The sequence below is a fragment of the Devosia sp. Z11_6 genome (genome assembly GCF_058133665.1).
In genome coordinates this window covers 174,651-198,672 of record NZ_JBYUNQ010000002.1, presented here as the reverse complement: position 1 = coordinate 198,672, position 24,022 = coordinate 174,651, and the positions used below count along the sequence as shown (strand labels likewise).

At 61.5% G+C, this 24,022-nt stretch carries 20 protein-coding genes and 1 riboswitch; of the genes, 10 read left to right on the top strand and 10 right to left on the bottom strand.

The annotated features are described in order from the left end of the window. Positions 1-6 precede the first annotated feature (6 nt). On the bottom strand, positions 7-1,005 hold the full coding sequence (locus tag AC3YMN_RS06215; protein ID WP_489889348.1) for an ABC transporter substrate-binding protein: 999 nt from the start codon (positions 1,003-1,005) through the stop codon (positions 7-9). Between the two features lie 152 nt (positions 1,006-1,157). Beyond that, a riboswitch (cobalamin riboswitch) is annotated at positions 1,158-1,363 on the bottom strand. Between the two features lie 49 nt (positions 1,364-1,412). Continuing rightward, positions 1,413-2,438, bottom strand: a complete 1,026-nt coding sequence (locus AC3YMN_RS06210; protein WP_489889347.1) for a LacI family DNA-binding transcriptional regulator — start codon at positions 2,436-2,438, stop codon at positions 1,413-1,415. A gap of 252 nt (positions 2,439-2,690) precedes the next feature. Here AC3YMN_RS06210 and AC3YMN_RS06205 point away from each other — a divergent pair, with 252 nt between their 5' ends. The 3 genes from AC3YMN_RS06205 (at position 2,691) to AC3YMN_RS06195 (ending at position 6,255) form a co-directional block, all read left to right on the top strand. Next, positions 2,691-4,232 (top strand): sugar ABC transporter ATP-binding protein, encoded by a 1,542-nt coding sequence (locus AC3YMN_RS06205; RefSeq protein ID WP_489889346.1) that lies wholly within the window; start codon positions 2,691-2,693, stop codon positions 4,230-4,232. After that, a complete protein-coding gene (locus tag AC3YMN_RS06200) occupies positions 4,213-5,238 on the top strand; it encodes an ABC transporter permease (protein WP_172121882.1) in 1,026 nt (341 codons plus the stop codon). The genes AC3YMN_RS06205 and AC3YMN_RS06200 overlap by 20 nt, the downstream gene beginning before the upstream one ends. A 69-nt stretch (positions 5,239-5,307) precedes the next feature. Next, entirely contained in the window at positions 5,308-6,255 is a 948-nt protein-coding gene (locus AC3YMN_RS06195) for a substrate-binding domain-containing protein (protein ID WP_172121883.1), read from the top strand. Between the two features lie 91 nt (positions 6,256-6,346). Here the strand turns inward: AC3YMN_RS06195 and AC3YMN_RS06190 are convergent, their stop codons facing one another. Then, a complete protein-coding gene (locus tag AC3YMN_RS06190; RefSeq protein WP_489889345.1) occupies positions 6,347-6,823 on the bottom strand; it encodes a MarR family winged helix-turn-helix transcriptional regulator in 477 nt (158 codons plus the stop codon). 119 nt (positions 6,824-6,942) lie between these two features. Here AC3YMN_RS06190 and AC3YMN_RS06185 point away from each other — a divergent pair, with 119 nt between their 5' ends. Continuing rightward, positions 6,943-7,857 carry an alpha/beta fold hydrolase gene (locus AC3YMN_RS06185; protein ID WP_489889344.1) on the top strand — a complete coding sequence of 305 codons (915 nt, stop codon included), beginning with the start codon at positions 6,943-6,945 and terminating at the stop codon, positions 7,855-7,857. 111 nt (positions 7,858-7,968) lie between these two features. Then, the gene (locus AC3YMN_RS06180; RefSeq protein ID WP_489889343.1) at positions 7,969-9,171 is read left to right on the top strand and encodes an MFS transporter; all 1,203 of its coding nucleotides are present in this window, start codon (positions 7,969-7,971) and stop codon (positions 9,169-9,171) included. Positions 9,172-9,396: 225 nt separating this feature from the next. Here AC3YMN_RS06180 and AC3YMN_RS06175 read toward each other — a convergent pair whose 3' ends face one another. The 3 genes from AC3YMN_RS06175 to AC3YMN_RS06165 all read right to left on the bottom strand — a co-directional run bounded on the left by AC3YMN_RS06175 (position 9,397) and on the right by AC3YMN_RS06165 (position 14,193). Then, the gene (locus tag AC3YMN_RS06175) at positions 9,397-10,908 is read right to left on the bottom strand and encodes an alpha/beta hydrolase (protein ID WP_489889342.1); all 1,512 of its coding nucleotides are present in this window, start codon (positions 10,906-10,908) and stop codon (positions 9,397-9,399) included. Positions 10,909-10,987: 79 nt separating this feature from the next. Next, positions 10,988-12,520 carry an alpha/beta hydrolase gene (locus AC3YMN_RS06170; RefSeq protein WP_489889341.1) on the bottom strand — a complete coding sequence of 511 codons (1,533 nt, stop codon included), beginning with the start codon at positions 12,518-12,520 and terminating at the stop codon, positions 10,988-10,990. Next, entirely contained in the window at positions 12,517-14,193 is a 1,677-nt protein-coding gene (locus AC3YMN_RS06165) for an alpha/beta hydrolase (RefSeq protein ID WP_489889340.1), read from the bottom strand. The genes AC3YMN_RS06170 and AC3YMN_RS06165 overlap by 4 nt, the downstream gene beginning before the upstream one ends. A 401-nt stretch (positions 14,194-14,594) precedes the next feature. On the opposite strand from AC3YMN_RS06165, the gene AC3YMN_RS06160 reads away from it, so the two are divergent. Next, positions 14,595-15,296, top strand: a complete 702-nt coding sequence (locus AC3YMN_RS06160) for a DUF1236 domain-containing protein (RefSeq protein ID WP_489889339.1) — start codon at positions 14,595-14,597, stop codon at positions 15,294-15,296. 530 nt (positions 15,297-15,826) lie between these two features. On the opposite strand, the gene AC3YMN_RS06155 is transcribed toward AC3YMN_RS06160, so the two are convergent. Then, positions 15,827-16,198: a hypothetical protein gene (locus AC3YMN_RS06155; RefSeq protein ID WP_489889338.1), complete on the bottom strand. Its 372-nt coding sequence runs from the start codon at positions 16,196-16,198 to the stop codon at positions 15,827-15,829. 308 nt (positions 16,199-16,506) lie between these two features. Here AC3YMN_RS06155 and AC3YMN_RS06150 point away from each other — a divergent pair, with 308 nt between their 5' ends. The 4 genes from AC3YMN_RS06150 (at position 16,507) to AC3YMN_RS06135 (ending at position 21,523) form a co-directional block, all read left to right on the top strand. Continuing rightward, positions 16,507-17,169, top strand: coding sequence for a response regulator transcription factor (locus tag AC3YMN_RS06150; protein ID WP_489889337.1), 663 nt, complete (start codon positions 16,507-16,509; stop codon positions 17,167-17,169). Then, positions 17,166-18,539: a sensor histidine kinase gene (locus AC3YMN_RS06145; RefSeq protein ID WP_489889336.1), complete on the top strand. Its 1,374-nt coding sequence runs from the start codon at positions 17,166-17,168 to the stop codon at positions 18,537-18,539. The genes AC3YMN_RS06150 and AC3YMN_RS06145 overlap by 4 nt, the downstream gene beginning before the upstream one ends. Before the next feature lie 765 nt (positions 18,540-19,304). Continuing rightward, positions 19,305-19,796 (top strand): YciE/YciF ferroxidase family protein, encoded by a 492-nt coding sequence (locus AC3YMN_RS06140; RefSeq protein WP_127751649.1) that lies wholly within the window; start codon positions 19,305-19,307, stop codon positions 19,794-19,796. A gap of 413 nt (positions 19,797-20,209) precedes the next feature. Beyond that, complete coding sequence (locus AC3YMN_RS06135; RefSeq protein ID WP_489889335.1) at positions 20,210-21,523, top strand: esterase-like activity of phytase family protein; 1,314 nt, start codon at positions 20,210-20,212, stop codon at positions 21,521-21,523. Between the two features lie 588 nt (positions 21,524-22,111). Here AC3YMN_RS06135 and AC3YMN_RS06130 read toward each other — a convergent pair. From AC3YMN_RS06130 to AC3YMN_RS06120, 3 genes are all read right to left on the bottom strand, one after another. After that, entirely contained in the window at positions 22,112-22,876 is a 765-nt protein-coding gene (locus AC3YMN_RS06130; protein ID WP_489889334.1) for a phosphodiester glycosidase family protein, read from the bottom strand. Between the two features lie 52 nt (positions 22,877-22,928). Beyond that, positions 22,929-23,294: a VOC family protein gene (locus AC3YMN_RS06125; RefSeq protein ID WP_489889333.1), complete on the bottom strand. Its 366-nt coding sequence runs from the start codon at positions 23,292-23,294 to the stop codon at positions 22,929-22,931. Between the two features lie 233 nt (positions 23,295-23,527). Continuing rightward, the gene (locus AC3YMN_RS06120) at positions 23,528-23,911 is read right to left on the bottom strand and encodes a response regulator (RefSeq protein ID WP_172121895.1); all 384 of its coding nucleotides are present in this window, start codon (positions 23,909-23,911) and stop codon (positions 23,528-23,530) included. Positions 23,912-24,022 lie beyond the last annotated feature (111 nt).

Below are 24,022 nucleotides of genomic sequence, written 5' to 3'. Positions count from 1 at the left end.
CCATGCTCATTGCAGCAAGCCCTGGCTCTGCAGTGCCTCCGCCAGAGTTTCGAGCCCGCCAATGGTGCGCAGGGTCGGGTTCATCGCCTGCGCGTCAAGCAGCACCAGATGGCCCGCCTGCACGGCGCTGAGCTGGCTGACCATGGGGTCGGTTTGGAGAAACTCCATTTTGACGGCGGGGTCATCGGCCGGCCGATTGCGCCGGTCCATCGTGCCCACGACGATGACGGTGGGGTCGGCCGCGGCAATGGCTTCCCAGCTCACCAGCGGCCAATCTTCTTCGCTGTCGACGATGTTGCGGGCGCCCAGCACCTCCATCATATAGGCCGAAGCGCCATTGCGGCCCGCCACCCAGGCATCCCCGGCGATTTCAGGGCTCGAAAACCAGAACACCATGGAAAGCCCCGCCGCACGCTTCCCCAGTTGCGCGCGCACGGCCGCTTCGCGGCTGCGCAGCTCGCTCACGAGTTCGGCCCCCCGCTCATTGACGTCAAAGATCGCCGCCAATTCGCTGATCTCCTGGTAGAGCAGTTCGCTGGTCCAGGGTTCGAGGCGCACGCCATCGCCATTGCTGGCATCCTTCATGGCGCAGGTGGTCGGCGAGATATAGCTCGGGATCCCGAGATCAGCATATTGCTCGCGGTTACCCGCTTCATCGCGCATCCCGAACTGGGCGGCAATGAAATCGGGCTCGGTGCCAAGGATTGCTTCATAGCTCGCGGTGCTGTCGGCCAGGCGCGGCACTTTTGCGTTGTCGGCGGCAACCTCTTCGAGCACCGGCGAAACCCAGGTGGCGGTGCCCACCATGCGATCGGCCAGACCGAGCAGCAGCAGGATTTCCGAGCTGTTCTGCCCGATGCCGACGGCCCGCTGCGGTGCCTCGGTAAAGGTGAGTTCGACCCCGCAATTTTCGAGCTGCAGGGGGTATTGGGTTGCGTGTTGGGCCAAGGCCGTGCTGGCCGTGGCAACAAAAATGCCGCTGGCCAGAAGGGAGAATAGACGCATCGAAACCTCTCGTGATGCTGTTCAAGCCAAACGATCAGCCAGACACGAGGGGAAAAATGAGGTCATGCTCCCGCTACCCCGAAGAGGGCGCAACGGCAACGATCGGACGAACATGAAGCCGGTCCGCACCCCACCGAAACACCTCGTTCGGTTTGCTGGTCGTTGTCCCGGCAGGTCTCCTGGCTCGCGGCTCTGGCGCTCCTCGTCCCCTTCCCGGTCGCATGACCAGTGGCTTGGACGGTGAACTTGCCGCTTACAGTTGCGAGGGCAGCTTCGGTTTTGACCCCTGATGGGTAATCCGCACCGTATTCCCTTTTCATCCGCGCTCGATGGCGGAACCGTGACCCTGCCGTCTTAGCGGCGCGTCGAAGCCTGGGCAAGGGGGAAGTGGCGGAGGAGTGTCGCAGTCAATTGCTCGCCAGCCGCGCCACCGAGCTGCGCACCACGAGTTCCGCGCGCAACAGGATATTGGTGGATTTGGGCTGCTCGTCGGCCAATAGCGTCAGCAGCAATTCCATCGCCGCTTCCCCGATCCGGTGCCGGGGCTGCTTCATCGTCGTCAGCGACGGGCTGACAAAGCTGGCAAAGGAAATATCGTCGAACCCCATCACCGAAAACTGCCGCGGCAGTTCATAGCGGCGCGTGTTGAGCGCGATGATGACCCCGAGGGCCGTTGCATCATTGACGCAGAAAAACGCGCTGGGCAGCGCATCGCGCACAAACATCAGCTCGGCGGCGGCGCGTCCGCTTTCCGTCGTGCCATCGCCATCGAGGATCAGCCGCGGATCGATGCGGATGCCGGCCCCTTCAAGGGCCGCGCGATAGCCCGCTTCGCGCAAGCGGTTAATCTCCCGGCTGCTGGAATGGCCGATAAAGGCGATGCGCCGGTGCCCCTGCGAAATCAGGTGCTCGGTGGCGACGCGGGCGCCCTCGACATTGTCGACCCCGACAAAGGGAATGCTTTGCCCCGTCACCGGCTCGTTGACGGCGACGGTCGGGGGCAGGCGGGTTTCGCCGCGATCCTGCCCGAAGCCGAACGGCAGGTGGCCGGTAAAGAGGATCAATCCATCCGCCTGGTTGGAGCTGATGAACCGGAGATAATCGGTTTCCCGGCTCGGATCGTTCTGGGTATTGCCGATCAGGACCCCATAGCCGCGCTTGCTGGCTTCGGTTTCGAGACCCACGAGGATGTTGGAGAAATTGGGGTCGCCCACATCGGGGGCCAGGATCAGGATCATGTTGGAGCGCCGCATGCGCAGCGAGCGCGCCAGGGCGTTGGTGGTGTAGCCGGTGCGGGCAACGGCTTCGGCGACCTTGCGGCGGGTGGCGTCGGCGACCTTGGTAGGCTCGTTGATGGCGCGGCTGACGGTGGCGATCGACACCCCGGCCATGGCCGCAACATCTTCAATGGTCGCCAGCTTTTGCTGCTGCACTCGGCCCCGCTCCGCCCCCCGCGCCGCTCAGTTGCGCTGCAACCGGCTTACGCCCAGACAAGTGTCATTTGCGCGATCAAACAGCGCGCCTGTGCCCCTTAGCAGAGGCCGATCCAGGCGGCACGCTCTACCACTCCCCCATAGCAGTTATGCACCTGTGTAAACCTTTACATCAATCCTGAAAACCTTTACACCGGCACTCAAGCAGAGAGCCGCACAGCAAGTGCGCCATGCTTGGGGGAGGGCGGCAGCATGATCGATGCGCAAGACGCAAATGCGTCCCCGATCTTGTCGGCCCATCGCATTTCCAAGTCCTTTGGCGATATTCCGGTGCTGTTCAGCATCGATTTCGACATCAGGCCCGGCGAGGTTCACGCCATTATCGGCGAGAATGGCGCGGGCAAGTCGACGCTGATCAAGATTCTTTCGGGCATCGAGCAGCCGACCTCGGGCACCATCACCTATCAGGGGCAGACGGTGGTCTTGCCGCCCGACGGGCAGGCGGCGGCCATGGGCATCGTGGTGATCCACCAGGAATTACTGCTGGCCGAACATCTGAGCGTCGCCGACTCCATTTTCCTCGGGCGCGAATTGCGCCGTGGCCCCTTTTTGCAGCTCAAGCAGATGCGCGAGCAGACCCGGGCCATCCTCGAGACGCTCCATGTCCATATCGACCCCGATGCGCGCATCAATACGCTCTCGGTCGCCGACAAGCAGATGGTGGAAATCGCCAAGGCGATCAGCCGCGATGCGCGCGTCATCATCATGGACGAGCCGACCGCCGTGCTGTCGGTCGGCGAAACCCAGACCTTCTTCGAGCAGATCCGCCGCCTGACCGCCAAGGGTGTCGCGGTGATCTTCATTTCCCACAAGCTCGAGGAAATCATGGAGCTCGCCGACCGGGTGACGGTGCTACGCGACGGGCAGCTGATCGCGACGGTCGGCACCGAAAACCTGACGCCCGATTCCATTGCCCAGATGATGGTGGGGCGCGAACTCTCCAATCTTTATCCGCCCAAGCACGAGCCCGATGTGGATGGCGAAGTCGTGCTTTCCGTACGCGATCTCGCCGCGCCCGGGGTCTCGGGCATCTCCTTCGAGCTGCGGCGCGGGGAAATCCTCGGCTTTGCCGGGCTGATCGGCTCGGGCCGCACCGCGGTGGCCGAAGCCATTGTCGGGCTCACGCGCAAAACTGCCGGGGCTCTGGAGGTGCATGGCGCTCCCGCCGATTTCCCGGATCTCTCGAGTTCGCTCGATGCCGGGCTGGCCTATATGACCAAGGACCGCAAGGGGCGGGGGCTGCTGCTCAATGCCGGCCTGCAGCCCAATCTCACCTTGCTGACGCTGAAAAAGCACCTGCGCCATGGCTTTCTTGACGGGCGCAGCGAAGCGCAGGCGCTCGAGCGTGCGGTGCGGCGCTTTGATGTGCGCGCGCGCGATCCGTCGGTGCCGGTGGGCAAGCTGTCGGGCGGCAATCAGCAAAAGCTGATGCTGGGCAAGACCATGGAAAGCGAGCCCGACATCATCATCATGGATGAGCCCACGCGCGGCATCGATGTGGGCACCAAGCAGCAGATTTATCACATCATCGCGGCGCTGGCCGCCGAGGGCAAGGCGATCATCGTCATCTCCTCGGAAATGCAGGAAGTTATCGGCCTTTCACACCGTGTCGTCGTCATGCGCAACGGGCGCATGGCCGGGGTGCTGGAAGGCGCTGAGATCACCGAGGCCGAGATCATGCGTTACGCGGCCGGCATCAAGCTGGGGGTGGAAAATGAGCGTGTCAGTGCCTGAAACCGCAAGCAAGCCGGCCAAGAGCTTCAAGATCGATCTCAAGATCCTGGGGCCGCTGCTGGCGCTGATCCTGCTGATCATTCTCGGCTACAGCCTCAACCCGCTGTTTTTGGGCGAGGGCAATGTCACCAATCTGCTGACGCGCTCGGCCTTTATCGGCATCATCGCGGTGGGCGCGACCTTTGTGATCACGGCCGGCGGCATCGATCTGTCGGTCGGCTCCATGGCCGCCTTCATTGCCGGCATGATGATCATCATCATGAACTCGGCCGTCGACAGCATGGGCGCTTCGATCTGGACCGTGCTGCTGGGCGTGGGCTGTTCGCTGATCCTAGGCTTGGGCGCCGGCTTCATCAACGGCTTTTTAACCACCAAGGCCAAGATCGAAGCCTTCATCGTCACCCTGGGCACGATGGGCATCTACCGCTCGCTGGTGACCTATTTCGCCGATGGCGGCACGCTCTCGCTCAACAGCGGCGCGCGCGAAATCTACCGGCCGGTCTATTACGATAGCTTCCTGCGCATTCCCTATCCAGTCTGGGTGTTCATTATCGTCGCCGTCGTCGGCTGGATCCTGATGAACCGCACCGCCTTTGGCCGCTATTGCATGGCCATCGGCTCCAACGAGCAGGTGGCGCGCTATTCCGCCATCAAGGTCGATCGCGTCCGCACCTGGACCTATGTGCTGCAGGGCCTTTGCGTATCGCTCGCCACCATCATCTATGTGCCACGCCTCGGCTCGGCCTCCTCGGCCACGGGCGTTCTGTGGGAGCTCGAAGCCATCGCGGCCGTGATCATCGGCGGCACCATGCTCAAGGGCGGTTACGGACGGATTGGAGGCACGGTGATCGGCGCGCTGATCCTCACCGCCATCGGCAATATCCTCAACCTCACCGATATCATCTCCAACTACCTCAATGGGGCCGTGCAGGGGGTGATCATCGTCGCCGCCGTCTACCTGCAGCGCGGCAGCTTCAAGCGCGCCATCCGCAAAAAGGCCGAATAGCGAAATTTCCCGGCCCAAGTGGGCGGGGCAAAACCGGCGCACAACGCGCCACACAAGGGAGGACTACCCATGTCTATCAAGGCATTGACCCTGGCTCTGGCCGCGACCACGGCCCTCGCGGCCCCGGCGCTCGCCCAAGACCAGGTCAAGATCGGCGTTTCCATTCCGGCGGCCACCCATGGCTGGACCGGGGGGCTCAACTACCACGCCAACGAAGCCGAAAAGCGCCTCGAAGCGCTGTATCCCAATCTCGACATTACCATCGTGACCGCCGACAGCCCTGCCGACCAGGCCGGCGATATTGAGGACATGACCTCGGTGCAGCAGATCGACGCCCTGGTCGTGCTGCCCTTCGAGTCCGACCCGTTGGTTGAGCCGGTGCGCCAGGCCAAGGAAGCGGGTGCCTTCATCACCGTGGTCGACCGTGGCCTGCCCGACGAAACCATCCAGGACGTTTATGTCGCCGGCAACAACACCGAGCTGGGCGCCACTTCGGCCGAATATTTCAAGACCCGGCTGGGCGAGGGCGACAACATCGTCATCCTGCGCGGCATCCCGACCGTGATCGATACCGAGCGCTTCGACGCCTTCATGGCCGGCATCGAAGGCTCGGGCATCACTGTGCTCGACAACGAGTTTGCCAACTGGAACCGCGATGACGGCTTTGAAGTGATGCAGGACTTCCTGTCGCGCTTCCCCGATATCGATGGCGTCTGGGCGCAGGACGACGACATTGCCATGGGCGTGGTGGAAGCCGTGCGCCAGGCGGGCCGGGAGGGCGATATGTTCATCGTCGGCGGCGCCGGGATGAAGGACGTGATCAAGGGCATCATGGATGGGGACGAGTTGATCCCGGTCGATGTGCTTTATCCACCCGCCATGATCGCCACCGCCATGGACGTGACCGTCGCCAATTTCATGTCCAACGCACCGGTGCAGGGGCAATATATCCTGAGCGCGCCGCTCGTGACCCAGGACAATGCCGAGCAGTTCTACTTCCCCGACAGCCCGTTCTGATTTTCCGAAGCAGTCTCAAGATTGTGGGGCGCTTCAGAGGCGCCCCATTTTGCTGAATCAAGCGCGGCTTAGCGGCCGGCAGCTTCTCTGGTCAAGCTTCGCCGATGTCAGAGACAATCTGCCCCGGGGCAGCGAGATCGATCGGTTGGGGGCCCAGAAGGGCAACGAGGCTGCCTTCCAGCCTCGACAGTTCATCGGCGCCGATCTGGCTTGCCCATCTTGCGCGCAGTTCTTCAAAGATCGCCTCGCCTTCACGCATCACGCCGTATCCCGCTGGGGTGACTTGCACGAATTTGCGCCGCGCGTCCGCAGAATCGTCGGCCCGGGTGAGATAGCCGCGCTCCTCCAGCAGGGCAATGGTCTTTGCCGCTGCCTGCTTGCTCACCCCTAGTCGGCGCCCCAGATCTGAAGCGTTGGAAGCGCCAGCCGCAATGGCGCGCATGGCAAAGTCATGGGCCGGACGCACATCCTCGTAGCCGCGTCGCGCCAGTTCCGCAGTGGCCGCATCGGCCAGGAAGCGAAAGCCGCCAAGAAGCAGAAGTGCAAGATCAGCGCCGGTCCGTGCCATAGCCGGAACCTACAATTGCGCGCCGGCAATGACAACCAGGTTGCCGAACCCTAGACAACGACAACTAGGTTGTCTATGTTGGTGAAGAAAGACAACAAGGTTGTCTAGCAGAGGTCGACATGGACTTTTCTCCCGTGAGCTCAACCAATGCCGCATTCAGCCACCAACTGGTGAGATTTGACGGCACCGACATCCATTATGTTTCAGCAGGTACCGCGGGATCGCCAATCCTGCTGGTTCACGGTTTTCCGGAAACCTGGTGGGCGTTCCACAAGCTCTTGCCTCTCCTCGCCGAGCATCATCGGGTCTTTGCAGTCGACCTGCGCGGTTTTGGCGGCTCCCGCGGGGCGATGCAGGATTACGACAGCAGAGCGGTGGCCGAGGATCTACACCGGTTGGTGGCTCACCTCGATGTTGGCCCCGTGCCTCTGAGCGGGCAAGACATTGCTGGCGGCGGCGTTTTCCGGCTTGCTGCGACCTATCCCGAGCAAGTCGCGAGTTTCACCGGCATTGAAATGGGCTTGGCTGGATTTGGCCTTGAGGCGCTTGCCGATGTTACCCTTCACCCCGGCTCCTGGCATATCGGCGTGCTGGCCGCTCCGCAAATTCCCCAACTGTTGCTGGCTGGGCGCGAAGAGGCATTCCTCCGGTTCATGTTCAGCTCGATGTCCGCTACCGCCGAGGCCGTGTCGGACGCCGACCTTGCCGAATTCGCCAAAAGCTATTCCCGTCCGGGCGCCTGGGAAGGTGCCGCCAAACTGTACCGATCCATGCTGCGCGAAGGGGCAGATATTCGCGCCATTGCCCAAGATAAGGCTTTGACAATGCCCGTGCTCGCGGTGGGCGCGGGTGGTGGCGAGTTCACGGCCACGACCATGGCCAAGGTCAGTGCGGGCACCGTGCGATCAGTTCTTCTCGATGGAGTAGGGCACTACCCGGCTCTTGAAGCGCCGGAGCGGTTGGCCCAGGCGATGCTGGCCTTTGTTGCCGAAGTTGATGCCAGCAGGAGGGATATTGCCAGCGCTCATTCGTGATGCTGCTTTCAGCAGCAGCTCGAAAGGCCCTGACTGAACACAGGCAAGGACAGTCACGGGCTAACATGTTACGAGGAAGAGAGCATCCTCCCGCCGCCCGGACCTTCCAAAGTGAATCTCACCGCCAGCTCGTCAGTGACCCATCTCGCCGGCAAGACCACGCTGCCCATCATCATTGCGGTAAGTGTTTGCCACCTCATCAACGATGTCATGCAGTCCATGCTGTCGGCGATCTATCCATTGCTCAAGGTCAACTATCAGCTCGACTACATCCAGATCGGGTTGCTGACGCTGACCTTTCAATGCGTAGCGTCGCTGCTGCAGCCGGCAATCGGCATGTATACCGACAAACGCCCGTTGCCCTATTCCCTGCCCGTCGGGATGGCGGCGAGCCTATTGGGTCTGATCATCCTCGGCATGGCACAGACATACTGGTTGTTGCTGATCGGTGCCGCATTCGTGGGACTAGGCTCGGCGATCTTTCATCCTGAATCCAGCCGCGTCGCCCGCCTGGCTTCGGGCGGCCGGCATGGTTTGGCCCAATCGATGTTCCAGGTTGGTGGCAATGCCGGCTCGGCCATCGGGCCATTGCTGGCCGCTTTCATCGTGCTGCCGCGCGGGCAGTGGAGCATCAGCCTGTTCGCTGCCGGCGCCCTGGTGGGCATATTCATCTTGTGGCGGGTGGGCAATTGGTATGCCGAGCACCAGCGCAGCAATGCTGGCAAGGCGCCCGCCAGCAAGTCGTTGATGTTCGATCACCGCACCACCATGATTGCGCTGACCGTGCTGACGGTTCTGACCCTGACCAAGAATGCCTACACCGCCAGCCTATCGAGCTATTACACCTTCTTTCTCATCGACAAATTCCAGGTCGGGGTGCAGGACGCGCAGTTGCTGCTGTTCGTTTATCTAGGTGCTTCGGCTGTCGGCGTATTCCTCGGCGGACCGATCGGGGACCGGTTCGGGGCCAAGTTCGTAATCTGGTTTTCAATCCTGGGGGTGCTGCCGTTCACGCTTGCACTGCCCTATGCCGACATGACCTGGACCGTGATCCTCACCATCATCATCGGGCTGGTGTTTTCCTCGGCCTTTTCCGCCATTGTGGTCTTTGCGCAGGAGTTGATGCCGGGCCGCGTTGGGTTGATCGCGGGCATCTTTTTTGGCTTCGCGTTCGGCGCTGGCGGGATCGCTGCGGCGGCACTGGGTGCCGTCGCCGATTTCACCAGCATCCAGCACGTCTTCTGGCTCTGCTCCTTCCTGCCACTCGCCGGCTTGCTGACGGTGTTCCTGCCCGATATGGGCAAGGTCAGGTAGCTGGCGGGGGCGCCAGGTGGACAGGTTTGGGCCGGAGCTTCAGGAAGGCGAATGGCCGAAATCAAATCTGTCGTCCACCGGGATGCCGACCCTAGCTCTCAGCCCTGCGGGTTACTTGGCCCGCCAGATACGTATTGGCTGGACGTCGGGATGGGCAGTCGGCCAATTTCGGGCAAACTGGTCAGTTCCCAGGTCACGTCGCCCGCCCGGACCACTCGCGCTCATTCATTCTTGCGCCTCTTGGATCATGTCCGCGAGCAAAGAATAAATGAGGTCGGTATTGCCAAAGATCTCCTGCGGATTAATCAGGTCGTGCGGCAGGTGGTTGGAGAACTCCAGCCGTTCGGTTGAGACGTCCGGGTTCCGCGCGCGCCACAGATTGACCAATTGGTCGGTCAACTGGTTGTTGACGGCAACATCGGCCTCGTTGAGCACAACCGAGATGCGCGCGACTGCGGGTGGCTCCCGCGCGGCATCATGCATCACCGCCTCGCCCAGCCGCATCACCTGGGCCAAGGTGTGGGTCGATGGACGAGGGAACACATAGTCGGTCTGTGGGGCGGTCACCGGCGCCAGCGGATTGATCCAGAACATCATGTTGGGCAACAACAGGAGCAGGTTGGTCGCCGCCGTGTTGGCCCAGGGCGGCACGATATAGGGGCCAAGAAAGGGCGATACCGGGACGGCCAGGCGAATGTCGGATCGGTGCTGTGCCGCCCAGGTGACGATCGTACCTCCGGCGGATAGACCGACAACCACCACGTTATCACCCAGCCCCTGCGCCAGATCGGTTGAGCTATTAGCCAGATCCACCAGGTGCTCGGCGGTGAGAGCGGCCAGGGAAACGGTGTCGGGATCGGCCTCGCCATGGCCGAACATGCGGGGCAGATACACATTGTAGCCCAATGCAAAGACCGAGCGCGCCAGCGCCTCGCCCTGGGCGGGGCAACTGGTAAGGCCATGGAAAAAGACCACGGCAATGGTGGTCTTGCGGCCATGGGTGAGGAGTTGGGAGGAGCAGCGCTTATGAAGCGCCAGTTCGCCTTCCGCCCCCCGCACCGCGTAAAAGGCCGCGAATGCCTCTTCATAGCTTTGCGCCGGCGCGGTGGCTGATGGCCTTGCGCTTAATCCCTGCACCGGCACAGGGGTGAGGGAGAGAATGACAAAGGAGCCGGTCAGGCCGACAGCAAGGATCAGGGCGCCGACCCGGGCTGCCCGACGAAGATTCCGGGAAAGCGTCCTGACAGACCGGGACGGGCGATTTCGCGCCGCGTCGTGCGGCCTGATGAAGGCAATCAGCGCCCAGGCCAAAATCCCGCCCGCCAGCCCCAGCGCCATCGCGGCGGCAAAGCCCGTGGTCATCAGGCCAAGGCCCGCAACCCAAACCACCCATTGGATGCCGCCAGTGGCCGGAGTGTCGGAGACCACCATTTCGTTGAGGCCGAGAACGACCGGATAGGACAGCGTTGCCGCCAGTATCCCCGCTGCAGCGCCGGCTAGCGGGGAAACCCTGGGCCAGTTGGGCATCAATAGCCACCAAACCAACCAGCCGCATAGGAACACCCCGGCAAACAGCACCGGCCAGGGCACGCTCCCCGCACTGTTGGGAACGGCTCCCCCCATGTTGAGCCCGAGCAAGGGCGCCAGCCCTAAGGCTAAAAGGGCGAAAAGCAGTCCGGCGGCAAGGGTCCAGGGGAGGTACCAAGCGGCGCGGCGTTGAGGAGCGTCTGTTGGCATCAATAGGCTCCCCACCCGATGCAGGCAGGCAAGGCGGGGCCCATACTGAACAGTGCTGCCATGGTGCCCACGCCCAAGCTCATTTGCTATCGACCGCGATCATGTCGAGCAGGATTGGGTAGACAATGCTCACCGCGCCATGCGGTTCGCGCGGGTCGATCACATCATGGGGCAATCCGTCCGCCTGGGGCAGGAGTCGCAGGTCGACTGTTCGTCCATCCTCGCGCCACTGCGCCACCAACTGCCGGGCCAGTGCGTTATTGACCGAGTGATCTGCCTCGTTGAGGAGAACACCGATGCCCTGCGCAGCGGGGGCTTCCCACGCCGCCTGGGCCGCAGTGATCCGCCCGAGGCGCATCAATTCGGCCACGGCGCGGGTAGCAAAGCGTGGATAAACATAGGGCATGCCGGGGGAGCTATAGGGCGTTTCGGGGTTCCACCAGAGCATCATATTGGGCAAAAGGAGGAGCAGGTTCGTTGCGGCCTGCGTTGCCCAAGGTGGCAAGAAGGCCGGCCCAAGAAAGGGCGCTACCGAAGTCGCACCCGCCAGGGTGCTGTCGTTCTGTGTCTCGAAGGTGGTGATCGTTCCCCCCGCCGAAAGGCCGGTGATGATCACCTCGTCGCCCAGGCCCTGCGCGAGAGCAATGGCAAACTCGGCTGTATCGACGAAGTCTTCGGCGGTGACACTGGCCAATGCCAGGGTGAGCGGATCGGCTTCGCCATGTCCCGGCAGGCGGGGTACGAGGACGTTATAGCCAAGGCCGAAGAGCCGGGAAGCCAGTTCGTCGCCTTGGGCCGGGCAACTGGTCAAGCCGTGGAAATAGATCACGACCCCCGCGACCTTGTCCCCATGCGTTTGCAACTGCGAGCGGCATTCCGGCCGTAGCGGCAGAGTGGCTTCCTGCGCCTGGATGACGGCAAAGCCGGCCAGGGCTTGCGCATAGCTTTCAGCCGGGCGAGGGGGCGTGCTTGCGGCGAGCTGAGGGGTGGGCAGGACGGTAAGCCCGACAAACACGGCGACCAGTGTGACCACTGCGAAGGCGGCGCAGAAGACCAGGCCTCGAAACATCCGCCGCAACAGGCCCACTTCCCGCTTCGTTCCGCGCGCCGACGGCGCGAGGTCAACGGCGAAGCGGCGCTGCAGGAGGGCGATCAGCATGCCTGTCAGTGCCAGCGCGATAGTAGAAGCGAAACCAGTGGTGACCAAGCCCAACGCGGACTGAACCAGAACATAGCCGAGTTGGCGCAGCAGGGACGCAAGGTCTGCGGCCACGCGCGCGTCCAAATGGAGGAACTCGGCCAGCAACAGCACGGCAGGATAGGAGAAGCAGGCCACCAGCACGCCCGCGACAGCGCCCCTGACCAAGCTGACCTGCCCCGGCCGAATAACAAGCAGCCACCAGACTACGGAGCCACAAAGGAAGACACCGAGGAGAATATTGGCGACGGTGATTTCGCCGCTATTGCCCAAGGCTGCCGGGTTAATCCGCAACTGGGCGGAGGCGCTCGCGAGCAAGGCGGTTACAGCAAAGGCGAGGCCAGCAAGGAGGCTCCAGAGCCAGCGCTGTGCCGCCAAAGGGCGGGCAGAATTCCTTTCCACGCCCGTGCTCATGGCTTGCCTGCCGGATAGGAGGCCATGCGTTCCTTGAGCTCGGCAATGCTGGCATCGTTCCAGCCGCGCGGGTCGACGAGGGCGCGCCAGGCATCGATGTAATCATCAATGGCGTAGTTGTGGCCATAGCCGATCGGGGAGGTCTGGGCGAGAGCCATATCCATGCCCAGTTGCAGCCAGGTGACCAGGGGATACCAGGTCAGGGCCGAGGACACCCCCGGGCCGCGCTGGCCGATCATCCAGGCCGGTTCGGTGCGATAGCTCGACCATTCGAAAAAGACGATGGGGTCGCTTGGATATTGCAGAAAGGCGATCCGCAGCGGTCCCCAAGGGGTGCCAGGGTCAGCCAATTCTGCGCCGCGATTGGCAAAGCGGACCGTCGATGCATTGCCAAAGCGGGGCCGCCATTCGGGGGAGCCGGGATCGCGATTGGCGGTGGCATAGCCCCAGATGGAACTGGTGAAAGGCGGGCCTGCCCAAAGTGCACCATTATAGGGGTCGGCAAACAGGTCAAGGATCTGCGCCGAGGCCTGGGAGCTATTGGCCCCAAGGCTGAGGCCGTTGAGATAAAGCCTTGGCCGAGTATCGCGGGGTAGCTTGGTCCAGTATTGATAAACGATGGAAAACAGGGCCTGGGCCGCCTCTGTGCCGTATTCAGGTTGAACCACCAGGGAAAGCGGGCTGGTGAGATAGGAATATTGCAGCGCAACGCTGGCGACGTCCCCCGCCATCAGATATTCCAGGCTATCAATGCTGGGCGGATCCACCCAGCCCGTGCCGACCGGCATGATGACAACGAGCACGGACCGGTCGAACGCACCCACTCGAAGCATTTCCTCCAATGCGAGGCGGGCGCGCTCTTCAAGGGTCGCAGCCGAGCGCAGGCCGACATAGACACGCAGTGGCTGTTCGGCAGGCCGCCCGATCATGGCGGCGATAGCAGACTGGCTGGGGCCCGACTGCACATAAACCCGGCCATCCCGCCCGATCGTGTTCCAGGCCACGAGCGAAGCGGCGCTGCCTGACTGGAGCGGATTGGTGGGTGGCTCGCCAAACTGGCCCGCGACCTGGTCAAGCTGCTCAAAAAAGCGGTCCGCCGAAGTGAGGGCAAAGCGCAGCAGCACGCCATTGAACAGCACAGCGGTGACCACGCCTACAAAAGTGATACCCAAGAGGAGCGCCACCCGACGTGGCACATAGCGCTTCATCCGCCGCGCCACGGCCTGGACACTGTGGACAAGGAGGGTGCCCAGGGTAACCAGCACAACGGCGGGCAGCAGCGCTACCAGCACCACCTGGAGCGGGTGGCCGCGATGCACGGGTGGCTCGCCCATGGCTGCGCGGACCGAGTTTTGCCAGGGCACGATCTGCACCAGGCTGTAAAGGACCAATGCGGCGCAAAGCACGGCGACAAGGAAGCTGACAAGGCGCGTATAGGCGCCAAAAGGGCGGCCGAGCTCGATATAGTCCCACAGCCACTGCAGCGTCGCGCCAATGGCATAGCCGAAGGCAAAGGTGGTGCCCGAAAGCAGGCCTTGAATTGGGGGTGTTCTGGGCAGCAGCGAAGGGGTTAGCGACAAGCAGAACAGGATCACCCCAACCACAAGACCTGCTCGGGACAGATTGCGATCGATCAGGGGCAGCAGCGAGGTCGCCCGCAGGGCTTTTTCCATGGCGTCATCCCTCCACTTGCGACCCCGCTCATGGTTCCTGATGGATGGTTCCTTGCCGTCCAGATGTGATTGGCCAGCTGCGGCCGGTCAATGAATGGCTTCAAAGCGGGTGAACAGGGGAGTGTTTGTGTCCGGCAGAATTGCTCGACCGTGGATAGAAATTTTAGCGTAATTGCTTCGCCTGAAGCTAAGCAATCGGAAGCTCAAGCCGATGTGCGCCGCAGGTAGCCGCAGAATGGGGGCCGGTCGCTGGCCCGAGTGGCAGCTTCAGCCGCACTGGTAGCGCTGGTTGGATGACAATACCCTTACGCCCAACTGGAGAGATTTTCAGAAATCTTTCAAGCACTTAGTGGAACGATCGGGCTGTGCAAGGGTTGGGTTGTGCAAACAAGAGAACCACAATGAACCAGCTCCTCACTTTCATGACCGCTGCCACTCTGGCGACCACCGCCTTTGCTGGCGTCGCTTCGGCGCAGAGCCCGACATCAACAGCCACCACCACAGCCACAGCTGCAACGGATCTCACCATCCGCTCCGGTCCGGGGCCACAATATGCGTCAGTGGGCTTCATTGCCGCTGGGGAGAGCGCGACCGTGGGTGGTTGTCTGCAGGGCAGCAAGTGGTGCCAGGTCAGCTATGATGGTGCCACCGGCTGGTCCTATTCGGATTATCTTACGGCCGATCTTTCGGGCGAAGCTGTGGTGCTGACGGAGCGTTACTCCGATGTGGGCCTTGCGACCGTCACCTATGAGGATGAAGGTGCTGCTCCCGGCGGCGCGGCAGCTGGTGCAACCAGCGGTGCTATCGTTGGCGCCCTTATCGGCGGCCCTATCGGCGCGGCCATTGGTGGTGTTGTCGGTGCGGCAAGCGGCGCCACCGCCGGTGCAGTGATCGATCCGCCGGAAGTCGCTCGCACCTACATCACCTCCAACCCCCAGGAGTCAGTTTATCTGGATGGGGAGGTCGTGATCGGCGCCGGTGTTCCTGAGACGGTGACCCTGCAGGCTATCCCTGAATACACGGAATACCAGTACGTCTACATCAACGGCCAGCCCGTTCTGGTTGACCCCGCCACCCGGCAGATCGTCTACGTCGTTCGCTGATCACGCGCCGGCTGGTTCAGATAACCAGCCGGCTTCCTCTCGACTGCGCTGCCTCTCTTTTCACCTTTGGCGGTGTGCTGAACTGCTCGGGGCCGTCCCTGACTGCGGGTAAGGCGGCTCAGGCGCTGCAACCTGTGCGGGTTGAAAACCCAGGGGCCGCGCGGTTCCTGGTCCCGCGAATTTCAGATGCGGCAGGCGAGACCATGCGGGTTTCGCGGCCCGGTCCGAACTTGCCTGCGGCTTTGCTCTCCAACTTCAGAGCAGGGCCGACCCGCGAGCGCGTTGAGACGTAAGTGTCTTCCCACGATGAACCCGGCATGCCCTCGCTGAGGCGGATCCGCGACCTGCCAATGGTCAGCTGATTGGTCAGTAAAACGGCACCAGAAGCGCGGGGGGATACTTCTGGCGCCGTTTTCTAGCTGACGCTCCAAGAGTGGGCAATCCAAGAAGGCATGGGACCTTGGAAGTCAACGCTACCACCATAACCCACCTGCTGTGACCCATCGGTGATAGGCTTTGTCAGGTGTTTGTCAGGCAATAAGGGGTACAATTTCGTTATGCCAATTCGCACCCTCATTGCTGCGCTTGCTCTTTTCGCCCTGCTTGGCCAGCCAAGCTGGGCGCAAGGCAATGGAAATGGGAATGGGAATAGTGGAGGGGAAAGCCGGGGCAGCGACAGCGGGAATGGCGGGAACTCCAATGGAGGGAACGGAAACGGAAATGCTGGTGACCGGGACGGCAACGGCAATAATGGCAACGGCAATAATGGCAACGGCGATAATGGCGGCGGCAATAATGGCGGCGGCAAGGGGAACGGCAATGGCAATTCGGGTAGTGCCGGGGAAGCAGGTCCGTCCAATCCGGGCAACGAAAACGCTGGGCCTGGCAACAATTCGGGCCATGGGGGAGGAGGGATTGGCAGCAACGGGCGCGCCAACGCTGGAGCGCCGGGTCAGTCGCGATCCAGGGAAGAGCCGGTTGGGGAAAGCCCGGAACGATCAGCTCTAGAAGCAGTGCGCTCCGGCAAGGCAGTTCCACTCGAAAGCTTGCTCCCCGATGTGAGGGCCAATACTGGCGGCGAGGTTATCGACGCTGAGTTGCTAACCGTGGACGGCTTCCTGCTATACGGCATCAAGGTACTGACGCCGGCTGGCCGCGTCAGCGTTCAATATTATTACGCCAATTCGGGCCGACCCGTGAGGGACCGCTGATGCGGGTGCTGATTGCCGAAGATGACGATCGGATCGCCGAGACGCTCGTTGCGGCGTTGAGCCGCGCCGGCTTTGCCGTAGAGCGCGAAAGCGATGGTGAATCGGCCTGGTTCCGCGGGGACTCCGAGGCGTTCGACGCCATCATTCTTGATCTCGGCTTGCCGCAAATGGATGGGTTGACAATACTCAAGCGCTGGCGCAACGCCGGGCGCCTGACGCCGGTACTGATCCTGACGGCGCGGGGCCAGTGGGAAGAACGCGTTGACGGCATCGAGGCGGGAGCTGATGATTACGTGGTCAAGCCCTTCCACATGATGGAGATCATCGCCCGGGTCCGCTCCCTCGTCCGAAGGTCCGCGGGCCTTGCCTCCTCGCGCATTGCCTTTGGGCAATATCTGCTCGACACGCGCACCATGCAGGTCACCAATAATGGCACTCCTGTTGATCTGACGCCGCAGGAATTCAAGCTGGTTGCCTACCTCGTGCACCAGCGCGGACGGGTTGTGTCGCAACTCGAGATCACCGAGCACATCTATAACCAGGATTTCGAGCGGGACTCCAATGCCATCGAAGTTCTTGTCGGGCGCGTACGCAAGCGTTTGGGCCCCAATGTGATCAAGACCAGGCGTGGCTTCGGCTATGTGCTGGGTGAGGAGGGGTGAGACCCAGATCACTTCGCCTGCGCATGATGGGATTGGCCCTGATCTGGGTGGTTCTGTCCCTTCTGGGCGCAGCGCTGGCTCTGCAATTCCTCTTTACTCTCAATATCGAGCGCACCGCGCGCGCCGAAATGGCGGCAGCATTGAACCGGCTGGCGGCAGAAATCGTGCCGGAAGTGGCGACGCCCGCAATTGGCACGCCCCTGCCGGACCCGCTTTACTCAACCCCATTTAGCGGCCGATATTGGCAGATCGAGGCGCTCGACAATGGCGGGGTCACCCGGTCCAAGTCACTTTGGGACTTCGTACTGCCCACACCGCCGGTCGCCACTGGTGGCGAGCTACTGCATTATGCCGAAGGCCCAGAACAGCAGCCGCTAATCCTGCTGACCCGCAGACTGGAGCTGGAGACTTCGACCGGTGAGCGACCCTTCCTAGTCACGATTGGGGCGGACCGCTCCGCCCTTGATGCCGCCAAAGTGGAATTCGCCTGGGACGCAGCCAAAGTGCTGGCCATGCTGGGCGCCATTATCGTGCTGGCGGCCTGGGTCCATATCAAGCTGGGCCTCGCCCCGGTTCAGTCAGTGCGCCGCGGAGTGGAGGCGATCCGCCGCGGCGAGGTGGAGCGGCTGGAAGGGCCCTATCCCAGCGAGCTTGAGCCGCTGATCGATGAAGTCAATGAACTCCTCGCCACGCGCGATGCCGCTACAGAAAAGGCCCGCTCGCGGGCTTCCGACCTCGCGCACGGACTGAAAACCCCCCTTGCAGCCCTTACCGGAGTGGCCGAACGGCTTCGCAACAGGGGTAATCCCGCCGACGCGGACATGATCGAAAGCCTGACGGAGGAAATGGCCGAACGCATGGATTATCAATTGCGGCTCGCCTCCCTGCGCGTGCGAACCGCCGCCCATGCCGCCAGCGCGTCCCTGAACCCCGCGGTGATCCGCACAATGACAGTGCTCAAGAAAACCGGCCACGGCGAACATCTGCACTGGGTGGCGCAACTGGGCGATGATTGTGACGTCGACATGCACCGCCAGGATCTGCTGGAGCTGGTTGGCATTACCCTCGAGAACGCGGCGAAGTGGGCCCATAGCAGGGTTTCGGTGCACAGCCGAAGGGATGGTGGTTTCGCGGTGCTCGAAATTGGCGATGATGGCCCGGGCATACCCCCCGAGCAGATTGCCCAGCTTGGCATTCGGGGCCGCCGACTGGACGAGAGCCGGCCAGGAACTGGCCTCGGCCTTGCCATGGCTGCACAGATTCTGGACCTGAATGGCGGCTCAATGCAGTTCGGCCGCGCCGATGCAGGTGGGCTTTGCGTCACACTGCGAATGCCGCTTTCGCTAGCTCGACGCCGCGCAGGACCTTAAGCGGCCGCGACTGCTTCGTCTGGAGTGTAGGCGTTCTGGTTTTGATTGGCCGCTACGTCAGCTGCGGGCGCTTGCCCCAATTGGGCGCTGATGATGAGCCCTGCCGCAGCAAGGCAGCCAAGGGACAAACAGCAAAGGATCATAAATGCGGTGACCATGAGAGTGCTCGCTTGCGAATAAGGATCGGCCTGACCAAGAAGGACGAAGCCCGGTTTTATCCAGGCATGACGGAAGAACGAAGCAAACTCGCCAGCGGTTGCGTGTATTAATTAATTGTCGCTCCGTGTGTAGCCTGACAAATCGATATCCGGACTGTCATGATCATGACAGGAAGTGCGCTTCCAAAACAACACCGAAGTAGTGCGTTAATATATATCATTCGCCATCGACGATTAATCAACGAACGACACAGTGCGTTTAGCCGTATATTGTAGGCGTCTCTCCGGACGCTGCTCCACTAAGATGTGTTTGGTTATCACGCCCCGGTCGAACCTAGGGCTCGAGCAGCCTGGCAATTCGGAGCGGAGCCAACTTGGGTAGCTATTCCACGGCAGGCGAGCAGTGCAGGGCCTGCGTGTCCACCTCCGGCATGCACGCGTTGACGCGTGTGCTTACAATCTGGTCTACGCCAGCGCCGGAGAGCATCAGCCCGGGGCGTGGCAGCGCTGCAGCCATTATCCGCTTGATCTAAGTGCAAGCCCAGGCAACGTTTCCGCACCTGTCCAGTTGACCAACACCCCTATCGATTCAATCTGGGACATGAAAATGGCAACGGAAAAGACACTCAGCGACGCTTTCTACGAAGCTCTCAAGGATGTTTACTTCGCCGAGCGCACCTCGGTGCGGGCACTCAAGAAGGCCGCGAAAGCCGCCAAGCACCCCGAGCTCAAGCAAGCCCTGGAAAAGCATGGCGAAGAAAGCGCGGAACAAGTCGAGCGCCTTCAGCAGGTGTTCGAAATCTTCGGAAAGGCGGCGCGAGGCAAGACCTGCGAGGCTATCCAAGGTTTGATGGCCGAAATGGAAGAGCATCTGGAGGACTTCAAGGACAGTGAAGCCTCGGATGCCGTTCTTATCGGGAGTGCTCAGGCAATGGAGCACTATGAGATTGCTCGTTATGGCATGCTGAAGTCATGGGCGCAGCAGCTGGGACTGAAGGATGCTGCGGACTTGCTGGAGCAGACCCTCAACGAAGAAAAGAACGCAGACCAGTTGCTCACTGAACTTGCAGAAAGCTCCGCGAACCAGCAGGCCGCTTAACCGGAGCTAGCGCAACACCGATTTGGGCCCGCCTGCCTCGGCAAGCGGGCCCACTGTTGCTCAATGAGCATCGCGCGTGCGCGCGCTCTGCCCATGCCAGGCTCAGGAATGGGGAGCTAGCCGACGAGATCCTTGCATCATGCGTCGGACGTGTGCCGTGTGCCCCACCACAGACGGGAACAGCTGCCGTTTAAACGACGGTCGGGCCGATCCCGCATATGAGGCGAATTCGGCGGCTCAAGCTGCTGAGCCGATCTTGAGAGCAGCCCGGCCGCGTGCCCAAATTGCATAACTCGAACCCAGCATACGGTGGCAGCGGCTCGTGTGGTTTATGACAGGGCTTTCATGCCGTTGTGATGGTTGCGACATGCGACGTGACTAGGAAGAAGCGTCAGTTTCTCCTGGAGAATACAATGCTCAAAGCTCTCGCGCTTGGCGTCAGCCTCAGTTGCCTTTCCGCTCTCGCCCTGGCGCAGGAGGGCGCCGAAGGTCCGGCAAAGTTCGACGCTGTGCTCAAGGCTCATGCGCAACTGCCCGCCCAGACATTCCTGCCGGCCCCGGCCGACGCGCCTCCCGGCCTTGAGCTTTCGGGTCGTTTTACCTCTGGCACGCGGGTCGAGACGCCTTACGGCTGGGACAATCCGGCTTCGGGTATTGCTATGCCTTTTCCGGGTCAGCCCCTCCAGGGCATGAGCGGCGTGCGTTCGCTCGGCAATGATCGCTTCCTGTTCCTGACGGATAATGGCTTTGGCAACAAGGCGAACTCCGCCGACGCGATGCTGATGTTCAACATCCTCAAAATGGACTGGACCGCCGGCAAGGTTGGTATCGAGGAAACGATCTTCCTCAAGGACCCCAATCGGGTCGTGCCGTTCCCGATCGTCACCGAACATAGCGAGAGCCGGTATCTTACCGGGGCTGACTTCGACCCCGAGTCGATTCAGCCTGTGGGCGAAAACTACTGGATCGGCGACGAGTTCGGTCCTTGGTTGATCGAAGTTGACGGCAAGGGCGTCGTGTTGCAGGTCATCAAGACCAATCCTGGCGGCATCGACTACAGGTCTCCGGACAACCAGTTTACCTCGCAGCCTGCGGCGGGCGCGACCGTCACCGGTATCAACACCGGCCGCTCCGGTGGCTACGAAGGCATGGCGCAGTCAATGGACGGGAAAACGCTGTATCCACTGCTCGAAAAGCAGTTCTACGATGAAGAGGCGGGGTCGCTGGAGACCGTAGACGGGCAGCCGGTTATTCGCATGCTGGAATTTGATGCCGCTGGCGCATCCTGGAGCGATACGGTTCGCCGCTATCCGCTCGATGATGCCGGCCACGCCATCGGAGACTTCAACCTATTTGAGGGCACCCGTGGCCTGATCATTGAGCGTGACAATAATGAAGGTGACGATGGTCGCGAAAAGGCCGCCGCCTTCAAGCGCATCTATCTGGTTGATCTCGCCCGTGCAGACGAGAACGGCGTGCTTGAAAAGATCGCCTATATCGACCTGATGGCCATTCAGGATCCCGATGGCATTGCCCCGCGCGGCAGCAAGGACGGGGTCTTCACGTTCCCATTCGTGACCATCGAAGACGTCGACTTGGTCGATTCCACCACCATCATCGTCGCCAACGATAACAACTATCCCGGCTCCACCGGTCGTGAAGCCGGCCGCGCCGATGACAATGAGTACATCCTCCTGGACGTCGCCGACTTTCTCGCCGCCCAATAGGCAAATTGCAAGGTGAGGAGGTCTCCTGACCTCCTCACCTTGCTCAATCCTGGACTGGGTAGTGCCTAGCGGTTCTAGTCGCCAACGCTCTCCAGGCTGCAGCCTGGTCGTCATTTCTGCAGCGGCACCAACGCCGAGCGTTTTCTATTTACAAGAAGGGAGCCAGGGAACCGCTCCTCGTCCCGTACTCGCCTTAGATTTCTGCCGATACTGCTGACACCAGTGCCCACGCGATTACGGCGAGGCCGGCCAACAATCCGCCGCCTTGCCGCTTCTTTGGAGCCGTGGCCTGATCCTTGCTCGCTGACGGAGCGCGCACATTCTTTTGCATCGCAACCTCCTCACTTCGTGCTCGACCTTAGCGGGAACGATGATGCGCTTGCCGATGGCCCAACTCAACACACTGTTGTTCACAGTCGCTAGAGCAGGGAAGCTGATCGACGCCGGCATTGCCGATGATGTTGCTGAGTTCAGGTCCAGCCGCAGGCCGAGATCGACACCGTGTTCCGCAAGGTCTAGCTCGACGTGTTCTCTTCCTGGGGCTCTCCTGCCCGGCAGGCAATCTCTTCAACAACGCTCTGGGAGCAGTTATTTCACCAGACCAAACATCGGTCCAAAGCCACCATGCCATGAGTAGTCACGCCGACCCGATGCTGGATCGTAGATGCCCGTGCCTCGCCCCCCATCAAGGAAGAGCGCATTGGGACACTGAAGATGATCCCGGAACAGTTCGGCAAAGTCATGGAAGTTGACATTGCCGTCGCTGATGGCGAGGCGCACTTCGCCCTCTTCGCACACACCGATGCCGCTTCGGCGGGTTCGATCGGAAGAGCCGGGGATCAGGAGCGGATGGATCTCGCCCTCGATCACCAGCATGGGGCCGGACTGGGTGGCGAAGCGGGCAGGGGGGCGCCCTGCTTGGAAGGCTTCGGTGGTTAGAACGCCCGCGCCTTCCTCGCTGAGGAAAAATACTCCGTTCGGCTTCTTGTAGAAATTGGGCACTCGGCCAGGTTCCGCGTTGACGGAGTTGGTGTTTAGCGGCCGCAATTCCCTACCGTCTTCAACGTAAAGCCCTGAGGGGGTGAAATCGGGCAAGTACATCCCTGCGTTCATCGCGAAACCCAGCTTCTCGCCTTGACTTTCCACGGCGTCAGCCAGTTCGCGAAAATGCCGGAAGGGACGCCCATCTGGGGACCGCCAGTACAGGCGCAAATCATCGCTCGCCGGGTCCACGGTGCAAACAAGGTATCCGTTGCCTGCAAATTGCTGCGATGCGCAATGTTGTGCCTGCGCGCGTTGAGACGACAGCAGCAGCAACAACAACAGGAACGTTCCTCGCAGTATCCACGCCATGCTCGTTCCTTTTGTTCTAATCGCATTGACCGCACTGATGAGGGACTGAGCCCTACGCTGGCAGATCCGACACGATCTGCAGTCGGTTGCCGAAGGGATCAAAGACATGGGCATAGGTGACCATGCCCGGTACGGGAACCGGGTCTCCGCATTCGACGCCTCTGGCCCGGAGCGCTGAGACCGCTTCAGCACAGTTCTCGACGTTCAGGACCAAGGTGGTGTGATGCGAGGCAAGGAATTCACCAGTCTCGGGCAAGGTGATCGCAAGGTTTCCGCCGCTCCCGCCAGTCGAAAATTCAACCCAGGCGATCTCGGGAAGATCATAAACGGGCTCACCGAGCCCAAATATGTCCCGATAGAAATCGCGTGCAAGGTCAAGGTCGGGCGTGATGGAGACAAGGTTGATGCCCTTGAACATGGCAGTTCCTCACGACTGCGTGGATCGGTCCGACGCGTCAAAGCCTGCGCAACTCTGCGGATACTGAAAGCGATGACTCGGCAGGGTTCACCATCTTAGTAGTCCGCAATGAGACAAAGTGGAACAACCGCGGTGTTGTTCGTCCAGCCGTCTTGGCGCGCCTATCGTTCTTTTTGGCGATACTGGCAATTGCGGGAATGCTGCGCCAGCCGCAGAGGCAACAAGCTTGGCGGCTATGCGTGAAACTGCTCACCCGCGGCAGTCAGACGACGGATCAAGTCTCCGACCGTGTCCAAGCTATATGGCTTGCCTACGAAAACCCCGCGAGGCGGCAGGTCGTCATGCGTTACGTTGCGGTGCCCGGATGTCACTATGACCTCGATCGGCGGCCAGGCGTCCTTGACCATTGTCGCCAGCTCCAGACCATCCACATCACCGGGCATGTCGACATCGGTAAACAGGCATTCAAAGCGCTTGCCGGATTGGAAAATGGCAATGGCTTCCCTGGCGTTTGCCGCTTCTACCACCTCAAGCCCTTGATCCGTCAGCTCCTCGACAGTGTTCATTCGGAGCAGGGCTTCATCCTCCACGACGAGGACGGTGATCTTGCTGGTCATGGCTTCCTCGATGCACTAGGTGGAGGGCAACGCAGGACCTGTAGGATCGATCCTTGTCGGCACGAGGTTGGTGTCCGAAGGGTCACTTTTTGACAGGTCCGGGCGGCGGCA

Excerpts from the sequence above, each read along its gene's own strand:
- AC3YMN_RS06190 (WP_489889345.1), bottom strand. The coding sequence starts at position 6,823 with ATGGCACGGACCGGCGCTGATCTTGCACTTCTGCTTCTTGGCGGCTTT.
- AC3YMN_RS06160 (WP_489889339.1), top strand. The coding sequence starts at position 14,595 with ATGAACCAGCTCCTCACTTTCATGACCGCTGCCACTCTGGCGACCACC.
- AC3YMN_RS06140 (WP_127751649.1), top strand. The coding sequence starts at position 19,305 with ATGGCAACGGAAAAGACACTCAGCGACGCTTTCTACGAAGCTCTCAAG.
- AC3YMN_RS06175 (WP_489889342.1), bottom strand. The coding sequence starts at position 10,908 with ATGCCAACAGACGCTCCTCAACGCCGCGCCGCTTGGTACCTCCCCTGG.
- AC3YMN_RS06195 (WP_172121883.1), top strand. The coding sequence starts at position 5,308 with ATGTCTATCAAGGCATTGACCCTGGCTCTGGCCGCGACCACGGCCCTC.
- AC3YMN_RS06170 (WP_489889341.1), bottom strand. The coding sequence starts at position 12,520 with ATGAGCACGGGCGTGGAAAGGAATTCTGCCCGCCCTTTGGCGGCACAG.
- AC3YMN_RS06130 (WP_489889334.1), bottom strand. The coding sequence starts at position 22,876 with ATGGCGTGGATACTGCGAGGAACGTTCCTGTTGTTGTTGCTGCTGCTG.
- AC3YMN_RS06165 (WP_489889340.1), bottom strand. The coding sequence starts at position 14,193 with ATGGAAAAAGCCCTGCGGGCGACCTCGCTGCTGCCCCTGATCGATCGC.
- AC3YMN_RS06200 (WP_172121882.1), top strand. The coding sequence starts at position 4,213 with ATGAGCGTGTCAGTGCCTGAAACCGCAAGCAAGCCGGCCAAGAGCTTC.
- AC3YMN_RS06185 (WP_489889344.1), top strand. The coding sequence starts at position 6,943 with ATGGACTTTTCTCCCGTGAGCTCAACCAATGCCGCATTCAGCCACCAA.
- AC3YMN_RS06150 (WP_489889337.1), top strand. The coding sequence starts at position 16,507 with ATGCGGGTGCTGATTGCCGAAGATGACGATCGGATCGCCGAGACGCTC.
- AC3YMN_RS06120 (WP_172121895.1), bottom strand. The coding sequence starts at position 23,911 with ATGACCAGCAAGATCACCGTCCTCGTCGTGGAGGATGAAGCCCTGCTC.
- AC3YMN_RS06125 (WP_489889333.1), bottom strand. The coding sequence starts at position 23,294 with ATGTTCAAGGGCATCAACCTTGTCTCCATCACGCCCGACCTTGACCTT.
- AC3YMN_RS06155 (WP_489889338.1), bottom strand. The coding sequence starts at position 16,198 with ATGGCCCGAATTGTTGCCAGGCCCAGCGTTTTCGTTGCCCGGATTGGA.
- AC3YMN_RS06135 (WP_489889335.1), top strand. The coding sequence starts at position 20,210 with ATGCTCAAAGCTCTCGCGCTTGGCGTCAGCCTCAGTTGCCTTTCCGCT.
- AC3YMN_RS06205 (WP_489889346.1), top strand. The coding sequence starts at position 2,691 with ATGATCGATGCGCAAGACGCAAATGCGTCCCCGATCTTGTCGGCCCAT.
- AC3YMN_RS06215 (WP_489889348.1), bottom strand. The coding sequence starts at position 1,005 with ATGCGTCTATTCTCCCTTCTGGCCAGCGGCATTTTTGTTGCCACGGCC.